Source organism: Spirosoma pulveris (assembly GCF_054781875.1).
This window is the reverse complement of the sequence record NZ_BAAGTO010000001.1, coordinates 1,641,365-1,658,947: the sequence shown is the minus strand read 5'-3', so window position 1 is coordinate 1,658,947 and position 17,583 is coordinate 1,641,365. Positions and strand designations below refer to the sequence as shown.

At 42.0% G+C, this 17,583-nt stretch carries 25 protein-coding genes; 14 read left to right on the top strand and 11 right to left on the bottom strand.

What is annotated here, in order from left to right:
* Window positions 1–274: 274 nt before the first annotated feature.
* The 4 genes from msrB to ACYVJM_RS06715 all read right to left on the bottom strand — a co-directional run bounded on the left by msrB (window position 275) and on the right by ACYVJM_RS06715 (window position 3,475).
* Complete coding sequence (gene msrB, locus ACYVJM_RS06730) at window positions 275–742, bottom strand: peptide-methionine (R)-S-oxide reductase MsrB (RefSeq protein WP_461147421.1); 468 nt, start codon at window positions 740–742, stop codon at window positions 275–277.
* A gap of 154 nt (window positions 743–896) precedes the next feature.
* The gene (locus tag ACYVJM_RS06725) at window positions 897–1,721 is read right to left on the bottom strand and encodes an anti-sigma factor (RefSeq protein ID WP_461147420.1); all 825 of its coding nucleotides are present in this window, start codon (window positions 1,719–1,721) and stop codon (window positions 897–899) included.
* Window positions 1,718–2,272, bottom strand: a complete 555-nt coding sequence (locus tag ACYVJM_RS06720) for an RNA polymerase sigma factor (RefSeq protein ID WP_097130884.1) — start codon at window positions 2,270–2,272, stop codon at window positions 1,718–1,720. Before ACYVJM_RS06720 ends, ACYVJM_RS06725 begins: the two co-directional genes overlap by 4 nt.
* 162 nt (window positions 2,273–2,434) lie before the next feature.
* Window positions 2,435–3,475 (bottom strand): fasciclin domain-containing protein, encoded by a 1,041-nt coding sequence (locus ACYVJM_RS06715; protein WP_461147419.1) that lies wholly within the window; start codon window positions 3,473–3,475, stop codon window positions 2,435–2,437.
* Window positions 3,476–3,614: 139 nt separating this feature from the next.
* Between ACYVJM_RS06715 and amaB the strand changes: the two genes are divergently transcribed.
* The gene (amaB, locus tag ACYVJM_RS06710; RefSeq protein ID WP_461147418.1) at window positions 3,615–5,141 is read left to right on the top strand and encodes an L-piperidine-6-carboxylate dehydrogenase; all 1,527 of its coding nucleotides are present in this window, start codon (window positions 3,615–3,617) and stop codon (window positions 5,139–5,141) included.
* Between the two features lie 67 nt (window positions 5,142–5,208).
* On the opposite strand, the gene ACYVJM_RS06705 is transcribed toward amaB, so the two are convergent.
* Window positions 5,209–5,457: a hypothetical protein gene (locus tag ACYVJM_RS06705; RefSeq protein WP_461147417.1), complete on the bottom strand. Its 249-nt coding sequence runs from the start codon at window positions 5,455–5,457 to the stop codon at window positions 5,209–5,211.
* Between the two features lie 67 nt (window positions 5,458–5,524).
* On the opposite strand from ACYVJM_RS06705, the gene ACYVJM_RS06700 reads away from it, so the two are divergent.
* Window positions 5,525–6,094 (top strand): GIY-YIG nuclease family protein, encoded by a 570-nt coding sequence (locus tag ACYVJM_RS06700; RefSeq protein ID WP_461147416.1) that lies wholly within the window; start codon window positions 5,525–5,527, stop codon window positions 6,092–6,094.
* A 97-nt stretch (window positions 6,095–6,191) separates the two neighbouring features.
* Window positions 6,192–7,379 (top strand): tyrosine-type recombinase/integrase, encoded by a 1,188-nt coding sequence (locus tag ACYVJM_RS06695; protein WP_461147415.1) that lies wholly within the window; start codon window positions 6,192–6,194, stop codon window positions 7,377–7,379.
* On the opposite strand, the gene ACYVJM_RS06690 is transcribed toward ACYVJM_RS06695, so the two are convergent.
* Window positions 7,354–7,611, bottom strand: coding sequence for a hypothetical protein (locus ACYVJM_RS06690; protein ID WP_461127769.1), 258 nt, complete (start codon window positions 7,609–7,611; stop codon window positions 7,354–7,356). The genes ACYVJM_RS06695 and ACYVJM_RS06690 overlap by 26 nt on opposite strands.
* A gap of 376 nt (window positions 7,612–7,987) precedes the next feature.
* On the opposite strand from ACYVJM_RS06690, the gene ACYVJM_RS06685 reads away from it, so the two are divergent.
* From ACYVJM_RS06685 to ACYVJM_RS06660, 6 genes are all read left to right on the top strand, one after another.
* Window positions 7,988–8,305, top strand: a complete 318-nt coding sequence (locus tag ACYVJM_RS06685) for a response regulator transcription factor (RefSeq protein ID WP_461147414.1) — start codon at window positions 7,988–7,990, stop codon at window positions 8,303–8,305.
* 402 nt (window positions 8,306–8,707) lie between these two features.
* Window positions 8,708–8,983, top strand: coding sequence for a hypothetical protein (locus tag ACYVJM_RS06680; RefSeq protein ID WP_461147413.1), 276 nt, complete (start codon window positions 8,708–8,710; stop codon window positions 8,981–8,983).
* A gap of 11 nt (window positions 8,984–8,994) precedes the next feature.
* Entirely contained in the window at window positions 8,995–9,270 is a 276-nt protein-coding gene (locus ACYVJM_RS06675) for a hypothetical protein (protein WP_461147412.1), read from the top strand.
* A gap of 81 nt (window positions 9,271–9,351) precedes the next feature.
* Window positions 9,352–10,128, top strand: coding sequence for a GLPGLI family protein (locus tag ACYVJM_RS06670; protein ID WP_461147411.1), 777 nt, complete (start codon window positions 9,352–9,354; stop codon window positions 10,126–10,128).
* Window positions 10,129–10,758, top strand: a complete 630-nt coding sequence (locus ACYVJM_RS06665; RefSeq protein ID WP_461147410.1) for a carboxypeptidase-like regulatory domain-containing protein — start codon at window positions 10,129–10,131, stop codon at window positions 10,756–10,758.
* Window positions 10,759–12,792 (top strand): hypothetical protein, encoded by a 2,034-nt coding sequence (locus tag ACYVJM_RS06660; protein WP_461147409.1) that lies wholly within the window; start codon window positions 10,759–10,761, stop codon window positions 12,790–12,792.
* 296 nt (window positions 12,793–13,088) lie between these two features.
* Here ACYVJM_RS06660 and ACYVJM_RS06655 read toward each other — a convergent pair whose 3' ends face one another.
* From ACYVJM_RS06655 to ACYVJM_RS06645, 3 genes are read right to left on the bottom strand one after another with little or no spacing between them, the layout of a single operon-like run.
* Entirely contained in the window at window positions 13,089–13,241 is a 153-nt protein-coding gene (locus ACYVJM_RS06655; protein WP_461147408.1) for a hypothetical protein, read from the bottom strand.
* Window positions 13,242–13,260: 19 nt separating this feature from the next.
* A complete protein-coding gene (locus ACYVJM_RS06650) occupies window positions 13,261–13,428 on the bottom strand; it encodes a hypothetical protein (protein WP_461147407.1) in 168 nt (55 codons plus the stop codon).
* A gap of 41 nt (window positions 13,429–13,469) precedes the next feature.
* The gene (locus ACYVJM_RS06645) at window positions 13,470–13,610 is read right to left on the bottom strand and encodes a hypothetical protein (protein ID WP_461147406.1); all 141 of its coding nucleotides are present in this window, start codon (window positions 13,608–13,610) and stop codon (window positions 13,470–13,472) included.
* 29 nt (window positions 13,611–13,639) lie between these two features.
* Here ACYVJM_RS06645 and ACYVJM_RS06640 point away from each other — a divergent pair, with 29 nt between their 5' ends.
* Window positions 13,640–14,089 carry a DUF7684 family protein gene (locus ACYVJM_RS06640; protein WP_461147405.1) on the top strand — a complete coding sequence of 150 codons (450 nt, stop codon included), beginning with the start codon at window positions 13,640–13,642 and terminating at the stop codon, window positions 14,087–14,089.
* Window positions 14,090–14,638: 549 nt separating this feature from the next.
* On the opposite strand, the gene ACYVJM_RS06635 is transcribed toward ACYVJM_RS06640, so the two are convergent.
* Window positions 14,639–14,869 (bottom strand): hypothetical protein, encoded by a 231-nt coding sequence (locus ACYVJM_RS06635; RefSeq protein ID WP_461147404.1) that lies wholly within the window; start codon window positions 14,867–14,869, stop codon window positions 14,639–14,641.
* A gap of 16 nt (window positions 14,870–14,885) precedes the next feature.
* Between ACYVJM_RS06635 and ACYVJM_RS06630 the strand changes: the two genes are divergently transcribed.
* The 4 genes from ACYVJM_RS06630 to ACYVJM_RS06615 all read left to right on the top strand — a co-directional run bounded on the left by ACYVJM_RS06630 (window position 14,886) and on the right by ACYVJM_RS06615 (window position 17,383).
* A complete protein-coding gene (locus ACYVJM_RS06630; RefSeq protein WP_461147403.1) occupies window positions 14,886–15,215 on the top strand; it encodes a DUF3592 domain-containing protein in 330 nt (109 codons plus the stop codon).
* An 837-nt stretch (window positions 15,216–16,052) separates the two neighbouring features.
* Window positions 16,053–16,562, top strand: coding sequence for a hypothetical protein (locus ACYVJM_RS06625; RefSeq protein WP_461147402.1), 510 nt, complete (start codon window positions 16,053–16,055; stop codon window positions 16,560–16,562).
* Window positions 16,563–16,726: 164 nt separating this feature from the next.
* Window positions 16,727–16,906, top strand: coding sequence for a hypothetical protein (locus ACYVJM_RS06620; RefSeq protein WP_461147401.1), 180 nt, complete (start codon window positions 16,727–16,729; stop codon window positions 16,904–16,906).
* Between the two features lie 36 nt (window positions 16,907–16,942).
* Window positions 16,943–17,383, top strand: a complete 441-nt coding sequence (locus ACYVJM_RS06615) for a hypothetical protein (RefSeq protein ID WP_461147400.1) — start codon at window positions 16,943–16,945, stop codon at window positions 17,381–17,383.
* A gap of 15 nt (window positions 17,384–17,398) precedes the next feature.
* Here ACYVJM_RS06615 and ACYVJM_RS06610 read toward each other — a convergent pair whose 3' ends face one another.
* On the bottom strand, window positions 17,399–17,581 hold the full coding sequence (locus ACYVJM_RS06610; RefSeq protein ID WP_461147399.1) for a hypothetical protein: 183 nt from the start codon (window positions 17,579–17,581) through the stop codon (window positions 17,399–17,401).
* Window positions 17,582–17,583: the final 2 nt, after the last annotated feature.

The window sequence follows — 17,583 nt, the reverse complement described above, 5'->3', positions numbered from 1 at the left end:
AAGAAACTAATTTAGTTGGATCCGGTCATTGTTCGTCCGGGCCGAATCTATACAGACGCAGGTCTATCAAGATCAGGCCCCTATAGACCCGGTCTGAAGAGACCAGGCCCATCCGGACCGGGGTTCAAATATAACGTATTTTCGCCCGATCTGATACACAAAAACCGGGTCGTATAAGTGACCCGGTTGGTTTCTAATGAGTTATTTTTGGCGCTATCCGCTTTTTGATTCAAAACAAAATAGGAACAGCGTTATAGCCGATCCACGCGCTTGATTACTTCTTCTCGAAGGTCATAGCTACACCATTCATGCAATAGCGAAGGCCGGTAGGCTTGGGACCATCCTCAAACACGTGTCCCAGATGGCCACCACAAACATTGCATAGGACTTCCGTACGTACCATACCGTAGCTCTTGTCTACATTTTCTTTAACAGCTGTTTTAGAGATAGGGGCGTAGAAACTAGGCCAGCCCGTTCCCGAATCGAACTTGGTGGTGGATGAGAACAAGGGTGTGTGGCAGCCAGCGCAGTAGAACGTACCGTGGTCGTGGATATCGTTGAGTGGGCTGGTGAAAGCCCGTTCCGTACCATGTTCACGCAGAACAGCATATTGGCTGGGCGTGAGAATTTTCTTCCATTCCGCGTCGGTTTTAACAACACGACGGGGAGGGGTATCATCGGACGTAAAGGCCAGACTTACGAACAGACAGGTGCTTAAAATGAAAATCAGGGCAAGTTTCATGACGTTTTTTTTAGTAGGAATGCTGATAAAATGAGCAAAACAAAATGACCGTCGGTTTTCGCGGAGTGCCGCTGGTCATTTATGCAAATAGGGTGATTGTAAGCACGTTTTTCAGACGCTTACACAGTAATAACGTAAAAAGGAAAGGCTACGTTCAAGCCTTTACCGGCGCCATGGCCAGTAAGGTTGAGAGCGTAGGTGTAGGACTGCCGCCCCGTTTCTCGATGGTTACGGCAAACGCATCGGCCCGCCCAACCTGCCGGTTCAACCGCTGAATCTGATCGGGCGATGTCGAGCCGTCGAACACCCCGGCATCAACGGGTTTCCCATCCACCAATGACCAGAGCTGGTACTGTTTATCGGCCGGGAGTGGGGGCATTGATTGGACCTGGACCGCTAACTGCTGTGTGCTGCTATTCCAGAAAATGAGCATATTTCCGTTCGGGGCTTTCTCGTTCCCCTGCAGTTTCAACGTTCGGGTACCCGGTTGGCGAACCAGGGCAAGTAACTGATCGGTTTGGGATTTCTTATCCCTCAGTTGGCGAACTTCGGCCTGCATCCGGTCATTACTAGTGCGTAACGAAGCTAGTGTTCGCTGGTTCGAGCGTAGTTGTGAAAGCAGAAAGAAGGAAAAGAGCAATAGCAGCAGCCCCATAGAAGCGGCTACGACCCAGGACATCCGAAAGGCAAGCCCCGTTGTTGTTGCCGTATCGACGGGCAAAGGTCTGACAATCGTTTCCGGCTTTTCCGGCTCCTTGAATTCTAGCTGGCTCAGGATCTTCGACCGCAACGACGCGGGCGGCTCCACACTATGCGAAAGAGCATAGTCCTCCAATACTTCGGACAACTGATCAAGCTCGCGCCGTATATCAGGATATATAGAAGACAGGCACTCGACCTCGCGTCGTTCCTGGTCGCTCACCGCACCAATGACGTAAGACTCTAAGATACCAGACGCTATGTATTCTGTGACGTTCATGATTTGAATAGTTGCTTTAATTCCTGCAATGCAGCTCGTACACGGGTTTTTACCGTGCCTAATGGTAGATTTAGTTCTTCGGCGGCCTCTTCATGTGTGTATCCGCCAAAATAAACGAGGTCAATCAGCTGTTTTCGCTCAGGCCTTAACTGGCCAACCACTTCTTTAACACCAATATGATCCGGATTTGGTTGTTCCGTGTTGTGCTGGCGGTCAACAATATGTACGTTGTCTTCGTCGGTTCGGATTGCCGCAAAGGGTTGTGTTTTACGGGAGCGCAAGGAATCAATGGCTGTATTTCGGGCAATATTCAGCATCCAGGTAAACAAACGACCTTTGCTGGCGTCGTAGGCATCCAGATTTTTCCAGATTTTGACGAAGATGTCCTGCAGGAGATCGGCGGCTTGCTCATCATCGCGAACGATGCGCAGCACAACACCATACAGAGCTGGTGAGTATTGATCGTAGAGCCATTGGAAAGCTTGCTGATCGCGCTGGGTAAGCTTTTCAATCAGGACACTTTCCGAAACTAAAGAAGATTGGCGTTTCACGAGGGGAGTGTTAATTGAGCCAAATATATACAGAATTTCAAAAAATGAACGATACCTGCCCGATAAAGTAAAACGCTTGTAAAGTTAAACCATAGAAGGTATACGCTTATGAAAGAACCTGATGAGCATGCTCATCAGGTTCCTGTTCGTGATCCGCTGGTTTTATCTAAAGGCTTCTACTCCTGATTTAGGCATCAGTACCGTATTAATTCCGTAAACCATTCCGTTCGATTGCCGATTGCCGGCTTCTTCTACCGTAGCCGTATGCCCCTGCTCATCCATAATGGTCAGGCGACCGTTCGATTCCTGTACGGTTAACGTAGAACCTCCTATTGTTTTAAGCTGCGCTTTCCCGTTTCCGGCTTTAGCCTGACGGGCCAACTCCTCCGAATTTAGTGACCCTTCAACAACGTGATAGGAGAGGAGCTTTTTTAGAGCGTCCCGGTTGCGGCCATCCAGAAGCGCTCCCTGCGCGGTTGAGGACAGTTTTTTAAAGGCGTTGTTGGTTGGCGCAAAGATGGTGTACGGGCCTGATCCTTTCAGAACATCCCATAAATCGGCCGATTGCAGTGCGTTTTGCAGGGTGATGAAATTGGGCGACGATGCCACAAAATCGCCAATGCTCGTGTTTCGTTCGGTACTACCGGCTTTAACGGCAGGCTCCCTGGTATTTTTTTCACCCGCTACGGCAGCAGCCGTACCCGCGTTGGAGTCCGTAGCGCCGGTATTGGGCGAATAGGCCGCTCCCGCACTGCTCGACGAACTACGGGCCGCGCTATTGTTCTGCCCGTTACTGACTTGATCGGCCGGTGTTGGAGATGGCTTGGAGGCACCCATGGCATTCGGATTGCTACCGGCACCGGTGGGTGCGTTGGTAACGTTGTTGCTGTTGTAATTGGTGGTGTTGCTGTTGTTTACCGCCGTCCCGATACTGGATGAGCTTTCTCGATAAGCAGCATCCTGCGGAGAGGTGTTGGTGGTTGTACCTGCACTGCCGGCTTTTTGGTTGGTTGTTCTGCGATTTCGTTTCATGGCTCGTTTCTGATCGCGGGAGGGCTTAACAGGCATAGAATCGGTGGCTATAGCGCCCTGTGGATACGTAGTTGATGTGGCTGTTCCAGTGGGTGTTGTCTGCGCCCATACGGGGGCTGCCAGCAGCGTTGTTCCCACCGCTAAAAGGCTAAAAGTTTGCTTGATTTTCATAACGTTGTCGGGAATAAGTGTATTAACTATTCGTCATGTTTTAACCGTTTTGGCCACAAAAAGTTTGTCGGGCCATGTGCATAGTTTGCCTAAAGGCGGGTAGATTTGCCCACATCACAACAAACCACTTTGTACAATTATGCAGTCTATTCTTCCTCTGCCTACCCAGCCTGTTAAGCCGGGCACCAGTACGGGTCAGGCTTTCTGGCATACCGAAAAGGCCAAAACCCTTGATTCTTATTCGCCGGCCGATGGACAGCTTATTGCCCGTGTTCACCTGTCTACCCGGTCTGATTATGACCGGGTTGTTGAAACGGCTCAGGCAGCTTTTGCCGAGTGGCGCCTGGTTCCGGCACCGCGCCGGGGTGAGATTGTCCGGCAGATGGGTGAGCAGTTTCGACGGTATAAGCGCGAACTCGGTACGCTGGTGAGCTACGAAATGGGTAAATCTTTACAGGAGGGTTTGGGAGAAGTGCAGGAGATCATCGACATCTGTGATTTTGCCGTTGGGCAGTCGCGGCAGCTTTATGGGTTGTCCATGCACTCCGAACGGCCTGCGCATAGGATGTTGGAACAGTGGCATCCGCTGGGCGTGGTTGGTATCATCTCAGCGTTCAACTTCCCGGTTGCGGTTTGGTCCTGGAATGCCATGCTCGCCTGGGTTTGTGGCGATGTATGCATCTGGAAGCCATCCGAAAAAACACCGTTAACGGCGCTGGCCTGTCAGCAGATCATTGGCGATGTGCTCCGAAACAACGATGTGCCGGAGGGCGTTTCGTGCCTGGTTACGGGTGGCCGCGAAGCCGGTGAGTGGCTGGCGCGCGATCCGCGTATTGCACTCGTATCGGCTACGGGAAGCACGCGCATGGGGAAAGCTGTTGCCGAAGCCGTTGCCAGTCGGCTGGGTAAGAGCCTGCTCGAATTGGGTGGCAACAATGCTATTATTGTTTCGGAACATGCCGACCTCGATCTGGCCATTCCGGCCATTGTCTTTGGTGCGGTAGGTACTGCCGGGCAGCGCTGCACCAGCACCCGTCGGATCATTGTTCAGGAGAGCATCTATGACGATGTGAAAAGTCGGCTCAAGAATGCCTACGCGCAATTGCGTATAGGTAACCCGTTAGACGAATCATTCCATGTTGGCCCCGTTATCGATACAGCCGCTGTGGCTCAGTACCAGTCCGCCGTGAACGAAATTCATGAGCAGGGGGGACGTTTCATTGTCGAACCGGGGGTACTGGATGGGCTGGGCTTTGAATCGGGTTGCTACGTGCGCCCGTGCATTGCCGAAGCCGAAAACAACTGGCCGGTTGTCCAGCGCGAAACTTTCGCACCTATCTTGTACCTGCTTAAATACACTACGCTGGACGACGCCATCAGTCAGCAAAACAACGTGCCTCAGGGACTGTCGTCTTCAATTTTCACCCTGAACATGCGCGAAGCGGAACGGTTTCTGGCGGCTACCGGCTCCGACTGCGGCATTGCCAACGTTAACATCGGCACGTCGGGGGCAGAAATCGGCGGTGCTTTCGGGGGCGAGAAAGAAACCGGTGGCGGCCGGGAGTCGGGTTCCGACGCCTGGAAAGCCTACATGCGCCGACAAACCAATACCATCAACTACGGTACCACTATGCCGCTGGCGCAAGGGATCGCGTTTGAGCTGTAGCTTGGAGTGGGTGTTGTGAGTGGAGTAGGTACCTACTCCACTCACAACACTAATTCCACTTACAACACTATTTTTCCAACATTGGCTTCCCTTCTCCCGTCAGGACATAGCGCATGTTCATGCTTGGAAATTTGGTGGCTATTTCGGCCAGTGATTCGCTGCTGAGGTAGGTTTTATTGCCAATATGCCGGTAGAATTTTTCCCGGCTGTATCCCAATTCTTTTGCTAACCGGTAGACCGTCACTTCCTGTGCGGCCAGGGCTTCTTTGAGCCATTTCCCCTGAATATTGGTCTTTTTTTCTCGTCGTCCTGCCATAAAACAAAGGTAAAAAATATATGTATTTTTAGTTGTATATAAGTATTGTTTGTAGTATATTTAAGACATGGAAATCACCGAAAAAAACACCCGAAAAGGGCTTGATTTGGGTCAAATTCTGGACAGCGCAGCGCTGTTTTCGCCCCAACCATGCATCTATTATTTGATTAATGCCCGTAATGAAGTCATCTATGTCGGGCAGACGCTGAACTTGTATGCCAGTTTATTGGAACATCGGAAAGACGGGGTAAAATTTATCCGGTTTCGGTACTTTACCTGTGCCGAAAGTGATCTGGAACGACTGGCGCAGGGAGCCATTGAGCGACTCGACCCCGTTCTTAACCGGGTGCCAAAGCCCAAGTCCGTTTCTGTACCGGGCAACTTGAGCAAGCCCTTCATTTGCTTAAAGTACAACATCACCCCTGTTGCCTTTGATCGGCTTCGGGAAGCTTTTGATCTGCAACCGGCCAGTTCGTTCGGCAATGCAAAATATTATAAGCCCGATGAGGTAGAGGCTTGGGTCAGGCGCTTTAAAGGGTTGGTGGTGTCGGGCCGACATGTGTTACAGGCCACGCCAACCTATCTGGCTGTAGGTATCAGCAGCCGAACCAGGCAAATTCAGCTCTTTACAAAATGATCAGTAAGGGGGGACTTTATCAGATCTATACAGTGACCGATCCAGGCTTTTTGTGTCCATGTGAAATTATGCATTGCCATAAAAAGCCTGGATTCACATGATTACCATTCGTATAGATGAACGAGATGCTTCCCTGCTGGCAGTTTCATTTCCTGAAGATCCTGCGGGTAACGACCTCATCCGTCAGATACCGGGGCGTCGGTTTAGCCGTTCCCGCCGGTGCTGGCTGGTGGATAACACCCGTGAATCTGTCGTGAAGATTGGGCAACTATTTGGGCGGTCATACTGCCGTTTCGACGAAGCAGTGGTGCGCTTGTATAAACCTGATGCTACCCCCGTCGAAATCCAACTGGCAACAACCCCAGTGTGGCCACCAGTCGGCAAGGATAATGTTTGGAAGTCGTTTCGGTACGTTCCACCTTTGCTTGCCTACGACCAGCACCCCGTTATTGTTGCTCTTTGCGACACCTTACAATTGCACCAATACAGTTATAAAACACTGAAGAATTATAAACAGGCCATTATCGCCCTCATCAGGCATATTTCACCCGCATCAGTTGATGAACTAACTAAACAGCAGTTTCAAAAGTACCTGCTTTTTCTGATTGTGAAAAAACGGTTCAGCAGCTCTACCGTCAACGTTCATATCAACGCCTGGAAATTTTATTGCGAGAAGGTATTGCTGCGCGACAAAGCATTTTATGACCTTGAATATCCACGTACTCCAAGCAAACTGCCCACCGTTTATAGCGTAACCGAAGTAAAAGCTATTTTCAGGGCAGCGACCAGTTTGACATACCGTACGCTATTCCAATTGGTGTACGCAACGGGTTTGCGCTTAAATGAAGTAGCTCATCTTCGCCTGGCCGACCTTGACCGTGCCAGGCGACTTATTCATGTTCGGGCTGGTAAGGGAAAGAAAGACCGGATTGTCATGTTTAGTGTTAAGCTTGAAACTATATTGGATGTTTATCTGGCCCGCTACCAGCGTACAGAGGGGGCTACCCAAATCTATCTTTTTGAAAATCCGGAGGACCATGAACCAATCTCCAACCGAACCATTCAGATGGTTTATAGCGACACCGTACGTTTTGCCGGTATTCAAAAAAAAGGGGGCATCCATACATTACGGCACAGTTTTGCCACTCATCTGCTTGAGTCGGGGCAGGACATTCGTACTATCCAGGTCTTGTTAGGGCACACAAGTATTCTGACAACTATGCGCTATACGCATGTTTCGGCAGACAGGATTAGTTCCTTTAAAAGCCCATTGGATGATCTTTAGATGGCTCGTCCGGGTTGTGCCGTCGGAGCATCGGTCGAAGTTGCGACAGGCTGTAGAATCGGCTTTTCAGGACATACCCCTGGGTATATCGTTTCACTGCACGCTTGAGGAGTACTACTTCTCCACGTAGGTTGAAGCGGTAGAATGCCCCCGTTGCATCAAAGAAATAAGATGGGTATCCGTCTATGTCCCAAACTCGATTGACATTAACAATAACCTGCCTTGTTTTCATTTTTTTTGTCACTAATAATTGCAATTAAGGGATATAATTTATTACTTGCTAGCGACCACTGCATTTGCCGGAGAATTTAGCGACTGCGGAATTAGTCATTGCTGATTGATAAGCGCTTGCAGTTCCGCAAGTTCGCGCCCATATATATGTTGGGTGAACCGGCCAGGATGGGAGTTCAAAGGCGGGTTACCTGTGACAGGGGAGTCGCTCCGACAGGTAAGCTTTAGGCGTGTAAGGCGGGTTTTGAGTGGACAGGCAAACCGCTCTGATCAAATAGACTTAATTTATTTGTTTTTAATGAATAATTGAGGTACCCCCTGTTAGTAAGCAAATTTTTGACTAGTACATGCATAATCAATAAAATTATATTTTAAGTATGAAGTATCAGTCTCCAATCATAGAAAATCTTAATATGATAACACTAAATGAAGAACAATCTGACAATAATCTAATAGATCTTAGGAAAATAATATATGAAAAAATATCAAAACAAGAAATGAACATACTATATTTTTTATATAAAGGCAACTCAAATAAAGAAATTGCTAATAGATTGAATATTTCAGAGCATACTGTAAAAGTACACAAGAGGAATATTTTTAAAAAGTTAGGCATAAAGGGATCAAACAATTTTCGAAGATTTTTACTTAAAACAAGTGTGCAATTTTTTGATAAAGCTAGTAAAATATACTAAAAATTTATTAGTTATATCAAATGTATGAGGTTTGTAATAAAAAATTTAGATAATGAATCAGATATAAATTTATTTCCAAGAACATACTATTAAAACTATATACTAATAATATAAAGCAACTTGTTATTTATTCCATAATTATATTCTTGCTACCTTATAGGTATTTTTCCTGCCAAATATTTGCGACAGTATTTATGGAAAATTAATTACATATTATATATCCTTCACAATACCTCTAAAGTAGTATTTAAGTAGTAATCTATAATATAAATTACTACTTAAATACTACTTTAGAGGTATTGTGAAGGATATATAAGTAGCTAGCTTTGTGTCTAAGTAGATGATATTATAAAACCTAATAAAATTCTACTTCTTATTCTCACAATTTAAAAAATTAAAAACATGAAAAATCGATTCATTGCCGTAGTTGCCGCATGCTTTATTTCAGCTAGCAGTTTTGCAAATTCAAAAGTTGAATCAAACATAACCAACAGCAAAGCTCTATTAGATAGCAAAAAAACAGAAATAACTTCGAATCAACCTGAAAAAGCAATTTATCAGACTTGCACCGTTACAGTAAAAGGGACTATTGATGGGAAAGTCTACAATTTATCTGTTACTTTTACAGCCGATGACTGTGTTGCGGGTTATATAAAAATTATTAAAGGTCTAAAATAAACTACTTTCATATGAAGACTATATTTGTAGCTTGTTTATTTTTTACTTCTGGATATTCTTTTGCTAAACATCCAATGAAGCAAAGTTTCCAAAGAATCTCACAAGAATCTGTTAAATGCTTGAATAGTGAAGTTGCTTCATTAAAACCTTCCATATTTGGGAACTGTACATTTAAAATAAATACACAGTCAGGGGGGCATAGTATAAATGTGGAAGTAACTTTATCGGATGTTCCTTGGTATGATTGTTTAGCAGTAAAGACAGCAATCTTACTTGGCCTTAAGTAAGTCTATTAAATAGTTCTTGTCAATAGGAATTGTATTATTACATTTTTATTGACAAGAACTAAAATTTTAAATTTTAAAATTATGTTCAGAAAATTTCAAACGTCTTTTTACGCATTAACCAAAATATTTTTTATATTTTTATTTCATTCAAATTTAGGGTACAGTCAAACAGAAGTTAATTTACATGCAATTTATCAATTCAATAATTATGAGTTGAATCAGGAAAACACTGTTGATTTTAAAGCTAACAGAAATGAAGCATTATCAATATTTATTGATAATAAAAAAAGTGATAGTTTATTTATTAGTGATGATAATACTATCAACTTTTCAAAAGAAGGAAGAGATAGTTTAGGTAAACAATTTTACATAAATATGCCAAATAAAAAATTAACATTTCGTGATTTCGTTTATATTGATAATGAATTTATGCCGGTAATAGTAGAAGAAGCTCTCCCAAATTTAAGGTGGGACTTTACTAATAAATTAAAAAGAATTGGCAACTTTAATTGTAACTCAGCAAGATTATCCTTTAGAGGTAGAGTGTATGATGCTTGGTATACTTCAGAAATTCCCACATCATTGGGGCCCTGGAAGTTTCATGGTCTACCTGGGCTTATTATCGAAATAAAATCTCAAGATAATGGTATATCTTTTAGATTGACAAGTATTAAATCTAGCAGAAATGAAAATATAAAAATCCCTAAGAACGGCAAAAATATACCAATTGAAAAATATATCGCCTTGAAGAATGATGCCGCTAAAGACTTTGTTAATAACTTGAAAGCTAAATTACCAAGAGGTGCTGTTGTTAACTTTAAAAGCGAGGATCATAACATCGAAAAAATATTCGAGTAAATGTCATTTAAATATTTTTTCTTTCCCCTTTTCTTACTTTCCTTTTATCAAGGATTAAGTCAGTCTATAATATCTGGTAAGATAACAGATTTTGAAGGCAACGTGCTACCTTATATTAGTGTAGTTCTAAGAAATAGTGCTGATAGCCTTGTGATTGCTAGCTCTCTATCCGACGATAACGGCTTATATTCTTTTAAAATATCTAAAAGCGGCTCTTACAAAATACATTTCAATTCTTTATCTTATGAAGAATTAATTAAATCTATTAATTTATCTTCTTTTAGACAAAATCTTACGATTGATGTTAAATTGAAATTTAAGGCTTTTGAGCTTGAAGAAGTAATTGTAAACACAAAAAAACAAATAACTATAAAAAATGACACTATTATATTCGATGTTAAATCATTCACTACAGGTGAAGAAAGAGTCGTTGAAGATATTTTAAAAAAAATACCAGGTTTAACTGTAGATTCTGATGGAACTGTAAGGGTGGGTAGCCAAGAAGTAGAAAAAATAATGGTTGAAGGTGATGATTTTTTTGAAAAAGGCTACAGAATCCTTAGTAAGAATATGCCTTCATATCCGGTAAGTCAGATTGAATTATTGAAAAATTACTCAAAAAATGTCTAATTGAAAGGGATTGAAAATAGCAATAAAATCGCATTGAATTTAAAAATTGATAACAAAAGTAAACTAAAATGGTTTGGTAACACAACCACTGGTTTAGGCGCTTTAAATAGATTAGTTTATCTCCAACAAAATAATTTGATGAAGTTTGAAAAAAGGAATAAATTTTATTTTTTATCAAATATAAATAATTTAGGAGAAGATGCAACTGGCGATGTGAAGAGTTTAATAACTCCAGCAAATACTGATGATATTTCTGATATTGGCAATAACGAGCGAACAAATAAAATAATTCAGTTGCCATCAAATCCCTTAATTTTTAAAAGAGACAGAAGTAACTTTAATGATGAAAAATTTGTTTCAATAAATGCTATTCATAATTTTTCAACTAAGATTAAGCTAAAAACTTTGTTATTCTATGACGTAAATAACAATACGTTTTATAAGAAAATACAAGAAACATATAGCCTTAAGGACTTACAACAATCAAATTTAGAGATTTACAATATTAATAGTTTCCTTGTAAATAAATTTGGGAAGGTTGACTTATCCATAAATACTTTTAATAACACTACTTTTGAACTTACTTCAAAGTTCAGTGTCCAACCTGATAATATTGTTTCTAATTATAAATTTAATAAAATTGAAAACAATGAAGAACTCAATAATAAAACAAATTTATTTGACTCTAAGCTAACCGCAATACATAAAACTAAAAGTAATTTTGTTTTAATATTTACAGGAAAGTACATTTCTGAAAAATCACCTCAACATTATTCGTCAAATAATTTATTGTTTAAAGATTTCATTCAACAAGATAGTACTAACATGACAAATCAACTTTCTAGCAATAGAATGGAATTTGTTGGTTTTGAATTTCAGCTAAAAAAGAGGATAAAGAATAGCGATTTAATTGAATTTAATTTAAGTAATAAATTTAGAACAGACCAATTATTGTCTAATTTCTACTTTTCCGACCCTCTCAATAGCCTATCTTATAATGACAATCTTCTATTTGAAAATAATGGATTTGGAGAACTTAAGTATACGAAAAATGTGAAATCTTTAAACTTTATATTAGGCATTTCTATGCATAAAATATATGTGAATAGTGTATTGAAATCCAATAACAAATCATATAATTATATTTATGAATATGTTTTACCTGTATTGGGCTTCAATTGGGCAATAAATCAAAAAAATAAGATTTTTGTTTCACATGTAAGTAGTAGAGCTGTCTCGAAAATAACTGACAATTTTACTAATTATATAATGACAAGTTCAAGAAGTTTAAATGAAGGTCTTGGTGCGCCAGAACTACTTAATACAAATACAACATTTGTTAATTATCAATGCGGGAATTGGGGGGATAGGTTTTTCTTAAACTCATCTGTAGTTTTTATAAATGAGCCAGATTACATTTCTAATAATTATACAATTACAGCTAATTCTATGATTTCTAAAGGGTTAATATTGCACAATAAAAATAATTTAAATTTATCTATATCTGCTGACAAATACATAAAATCAATTTCTACAAATATTAAAGTCGAATATCTATATCAAAAGTCAAATTACTTAAATTTAATTAATAGTCAAAGTATTAGAGAAATTAAATCTATTAACAATAAGTTCAATTTTGAATTGAGGTCAGTTTTTGATAAATTATTTAATTTTCATTTCGGTTACAGTAACGTTATGTCTAATATTATTTCTAATAGTATAAATGCTTATTCAAATAATACTTTGTTTTTGGATTTACTTTTTAGTATAAACGACAAAATAAACTTCAGCCTACAATCTGAACGCTATTTTTTAGGGAATTCTATAAATAGTGCTGATAAGTATAATTATTTTTTAGATTTAAAATCTAATTTTGTTATAAAACCTAATACTATTAATTTTTCTTTTAATATAAAGAATATTTTTAATAATATTCAATATACAACTCTTAGTGTTAGTGACTATTCAACTTCTCTTACGCAATATAGAATTTTGCCACGATATGCATTCCTTAAACTAGAATACCGTTTTTAACTATCTTTCAGAGCGTTGTTAAGCTTTGGGAATCGTAATCAAATTGTGTGTTTATATCCGCTCAAGGTAGGGCCTTTCATTAGACAAGTTTCACGTCCAAAATATAACGTTTCCAGCTCAACTACCACCTTCTTTTTGCAAACAAACCTTTGACAAACTGTGTGTTTTTGCTCGTTGATTATTAGTGCTTTAAAAGTAAAAAGCACGTACGGCCATGTATGTAAATGTCTTCCTACGCTCATAGTCATCACATGGTGGCTTTGATAGGTGGGTTCAAAATGCGCTCACTAGGCGGGTCACCGGCGACACGGAAGCCGCCCCGACAAACAGCTTTTGGGCTCGTTGGGTAGCTTCCGGTCGACAGGCCAGCCGCCCCAGTGGTTTACTTTGACCGGCTTGGTCAGGTTACGGTCGACAAGCCAACCGCCCCCACAAGTGTGGTTGGGCAAAGCGGATGAGGTGCGTTGATCAGCTTCGCCCGTCGGTATAGAAATCGGATTGTGCGTTGTTGTCCGCTCCGCGTGGGCGGGTTTCCGCTGACAAGATGCACGTCCCGAAGGCGAGTTTGCAGCCCAACATGATGAGTGTGTAAAGGTTGAGACTCCGTTCGTTGTCCTTAATTGTTCGCTCATCCATCAGCCCTCATGGGTGTTGGGTGAACCGGCCAGGATGAGAGTTCAAGGCGAGTTACGGGCGACAAGGTTGCCCGGCTCATTGGTCAGCTTTGGGCTCGTTAGGCGAGTCACGGGCGCCAGTGAAGCCGCCCCGACAGGTGGGCTTTTAGGTTCGTTGGTCAGCTTCCGGTCGACAGGCATCATGGCTTAACAATTAACTTGAAGAAATTACTTTGGCAAGACGTATCAATTCTCGCGACATTCTTTTGGTTGAGTACACCACTGCCGAAAACTGGTACAGTCAAATTCCAAACAAAAATTGGTTGTGCGTTTTAGTCAGTGATGATCTTGACAGGAGGTATCTTGATGATGTCATCTCGAAAATCATTCTCAAGGACGTTTGTTGGATAGCTACGATTGGGAATCAGTGCGAAGGGGTACATGATTTAATAGATGAGGAAATTGTATTTAGGGAAGTGTTGAAAGTAGATAAAGCTTATCTTCCCAAGCATGATATAATGACCACTTGGCATCATGATTTTGAGGATGGCATTTGGTTTTCCATCATCGCAGCTAATGACGATGAGATTGACATTGAGGCAGTTGTCATTCTGGATATGACCAACGGACAACGAATGACTGATATTCAAACAGCACTAGACAAAACTGAGTACGAAACTTAAACGCTTTTTTGCTCCGCGCGGACAGGCTTCCGGTGACAGGGGGCACGTCCCGAAGGTGGGTTTTCAGCCCAACATGACGGGTGTGTAAAGGTGTAAGCGGCTTGTGTTCAGGTAAGTTTTTCAATCACCATCAACACCCGTGGGCGTTGGGTGAACCGGCCAGGATGTGAGTTCAAGGGCGGGCTACCGGCGACAGTGGAGCCGCCCCAACAGGCAAGTTTAGGCTCGTTAGCCGACTTCTCGCTGACAGTGCAAACTCCTGAATGAGACAAGCTGAGGTCTCCATTTTCGGCTTCTGGCGACAGGGTAAACGCCCCCTATAAACGAGTCAACAAAACCAGTAAATCGGTAAGAAAATGAAAGAGTATAAAGTTGAAATCGTACGTTACATCCAAACTGGATTCGATTCCAATAAGGCTATCGTAGAAGCTAAAGCTGAAGCTCAAACAAAACTCGATGAATATGCTTCAAAAGGGTACAGGTTGGTATCCACAGCGTCCTCGGATGCATCTACGATTTACCTGTTCTTTGAACGAGACATTTAGCAGGTCATCGCTCCGCGTTGGCGGCTTGTCGGGCGACAGGTTGCTCGCCCCCGAAGGACAGCATTTCAGCCCAACGTGGGCAGGGGTGTAAAGGCTCGTGCCTCGCCATCAACCCCTGTGGTCGTTGGGTGAAACGAACAAAATGGGAGTCATGGGTGGGTACCGTCGACAGGCCGCTCGTCTCGACAGGGTCAGCTTTTAGCTCGCTGGTCGGGTTTCGGCTGACAGGGTGCAACTCGTGAAATATAACAATGTCAAAAAAGCAAAGACAACGGCCCAGAAGATATAAATGGCGAACAGCCATTTTCTTTATAGGAATGGGGTTTTTCGTAGCCTATGCAGTTGCTGGAACGATAGGGTTCTATTTATTGAAATACTACTACGTTCAGACAAAGGCAATTATAATTGACAAGGAGAACTATTTTGGAAATAATTCAGGCCGCTTTGCTTATTCATATGAGTTTCAGGTGAATGGTAAGTTTTACAGCAGAAGTTCTCAACATCCTAAGTATAAAGTTGGTGAGCGAGTTACTGTCGAGTACTTGCCATTTTATCCAAGGATCAGTAAAGTTATCGAATAGCTTAACCCTCTGGCGACAGGTAGTACGTCCCGAAGACGGGTCGCAGCCCAACATAATGAGTGTGTAAAGGTGCAAGTACGTTTGTTTGCTCGAACTTGTTCGCTCACTATCATCACCTGTGGGTGTTGGGTGCGACAGTTCATCGGTGCTTCAAAGTCGGGCTTTCGTGCGACAACTTGAACGCCCCTGTTAGGCAAGATAGGACTTCCAATTCCTGCTTCCGTGCGACATAAGAAACGCCCCACATGGGCAGGTTTGGGGCTTTATATTCTGAGTTCCAACTGACAATGCAAACGACCCGGTTAGAAAGAGAAAAATGAAAAAGAGACCTTTCTTTATGGATGAACCCCTTTGGCTACGTCTACTGATGTGGGCAGGGCTTTCTGGATTGCTCTACCATTTGTTTTTTGTTTTTTTTCACGAGTACGACCAACGAGGCCCCTTAGAAAAATGGAGTAGCGTACTTGGCTATCTTACAATGGCTTTCTATTTAAGCAGAGAGTGGTACTTAGGTCATTACAAAAAGAAGGCATAAGTCCGCTCCGCGTGGGGTAGCATTGCGTCGACAGGGAGCACGTCCCGGTGGACAGTTTTCAGCCCAACATAACGGGTGTGTAAAGGTGCAGGGGGGGCGTGTTCAGGTGAGTCGTCTGCCCACCATCAACACCCGTGGTTGATGTGCGCTAAAGCGGCTTTGCTACGCGATGTGTGTTTCTATGCGGGTTAAATCCAGCAGCCAGCCAATGAGTATGCCGCTTTGTTAGCTTTTGTGCCTAATGCCAGCTAGCGACCGACAACGCGGGCTTGAGAAATGTAAACTATGATTCCACCATAACTATGCATGAAGATTTAGCCAAAATATTTGACGCTTTAAAAGTTGGAAAGTCTACAGGCATCGACATTACGCCACTTTTTATAGGTAGGGAAGATGTAGAAGAAGATAGCTTTATAGACTACATTTTTAATGTTGCCATTGCACACGGCTTCGCTGAATCAGCCAATGGGTTTAATTCTGGCAATTTTGGATCAGGTATGTTTATGAAATTAACATGGGAGGGCAAGCAATACCCAACCTATCAAGCCTTTGTTGATAGACATAAAAAGCCAGACATATCAACTATTAACATAACGGGCAGTAATAACTCTGGCATTGTTCAGGGCTCAAACTTGCGGGATTTAAATGCAGCCTATAATACAACAACGATAATTCCGGCGGCAAATGACCATAAACAAAATGCTATTGTTTCGTTTATGGGAACTTGGGTTGCACCTGCTGTGACTTCCATTTTTGGTGGTTTAGTTATATATTATTGGTCGGATATTAATAATTTCTTTGGGCTCAAATAGTTCGCCACTAAATTAAACAATATCGAACAAAAATAAATATTTTCAATCACTTTCCTCTTTTTTATTCCCTCTTCATCTAGCATTGGCGCGGGCGAGTAGAACTGTGAATCACAAAGGGGTTTGACTCAGACAGCACGGGCTTGATTAAGAAAAACTTAATGCATATGGATTTTAATAAAAATGTAGTTGAATTTATACTTGCTCAAAAAGTAAGAGAGAATAGGCTTGAAATGGAGACTACTTTTAACCAAACTTTTGAAAAGCAAGAAAAAACACTTTCTGAGATAATAGATGGGCTCAAGCACGCAAATGTCAATAAGTATGAAAACGCAAGCCTTATATGAAATGTAGCAGCTTACATAGCTATAATCTCATATGATTTGAAAATTCTAGTAAGAAATTTGTCGTTTGCTGAGAAAGATTGGCAAAGAAAATTTTATGCAAGACATGCTTACTTATTAATATACGAAAGCATGGATAAGATATTTACACTGACCGGTACTAGATTAAGAGCCATAATAGCAAATTATCCTCATGGTGAAGCATACATCCAACAATTAAATTCCATCAATAAAATACTGAATAAATTTAAGTCCCAACATTCATCTACCCTAATGAAAGTACGAAACAATTCCGTAGGGCATAGAGATAAAAATGTGCTTATTCAGCTTGAATCCATAGAGTCAATAAGCTGGTATGATTCAACAACCATGTCTATACAGTTTGATAGCATCATCAAAGAGTTAGGGCCCCTGTGCCAGCAGTTGATGAATCAATCGGTTTCTGAATTGTATCGAGGGGCAAAGATTCAACAGGAATAATTGGAGGTGCTGTAATCATTTTACAATTTCATCAAACCTTTCAGTTGCTATTAATTTTTCCTCCCTAAATACTTCATCCCACACCTTATTATATATCGCCATGTTACGTTCCCACTCTTCCCGCGTCATAGGCGTGTAGTAGCTGAGCATCATGGTTTCCAGTTCCTTTATCGCGTCTTCTTCTTGTTGCGTAGTCATGC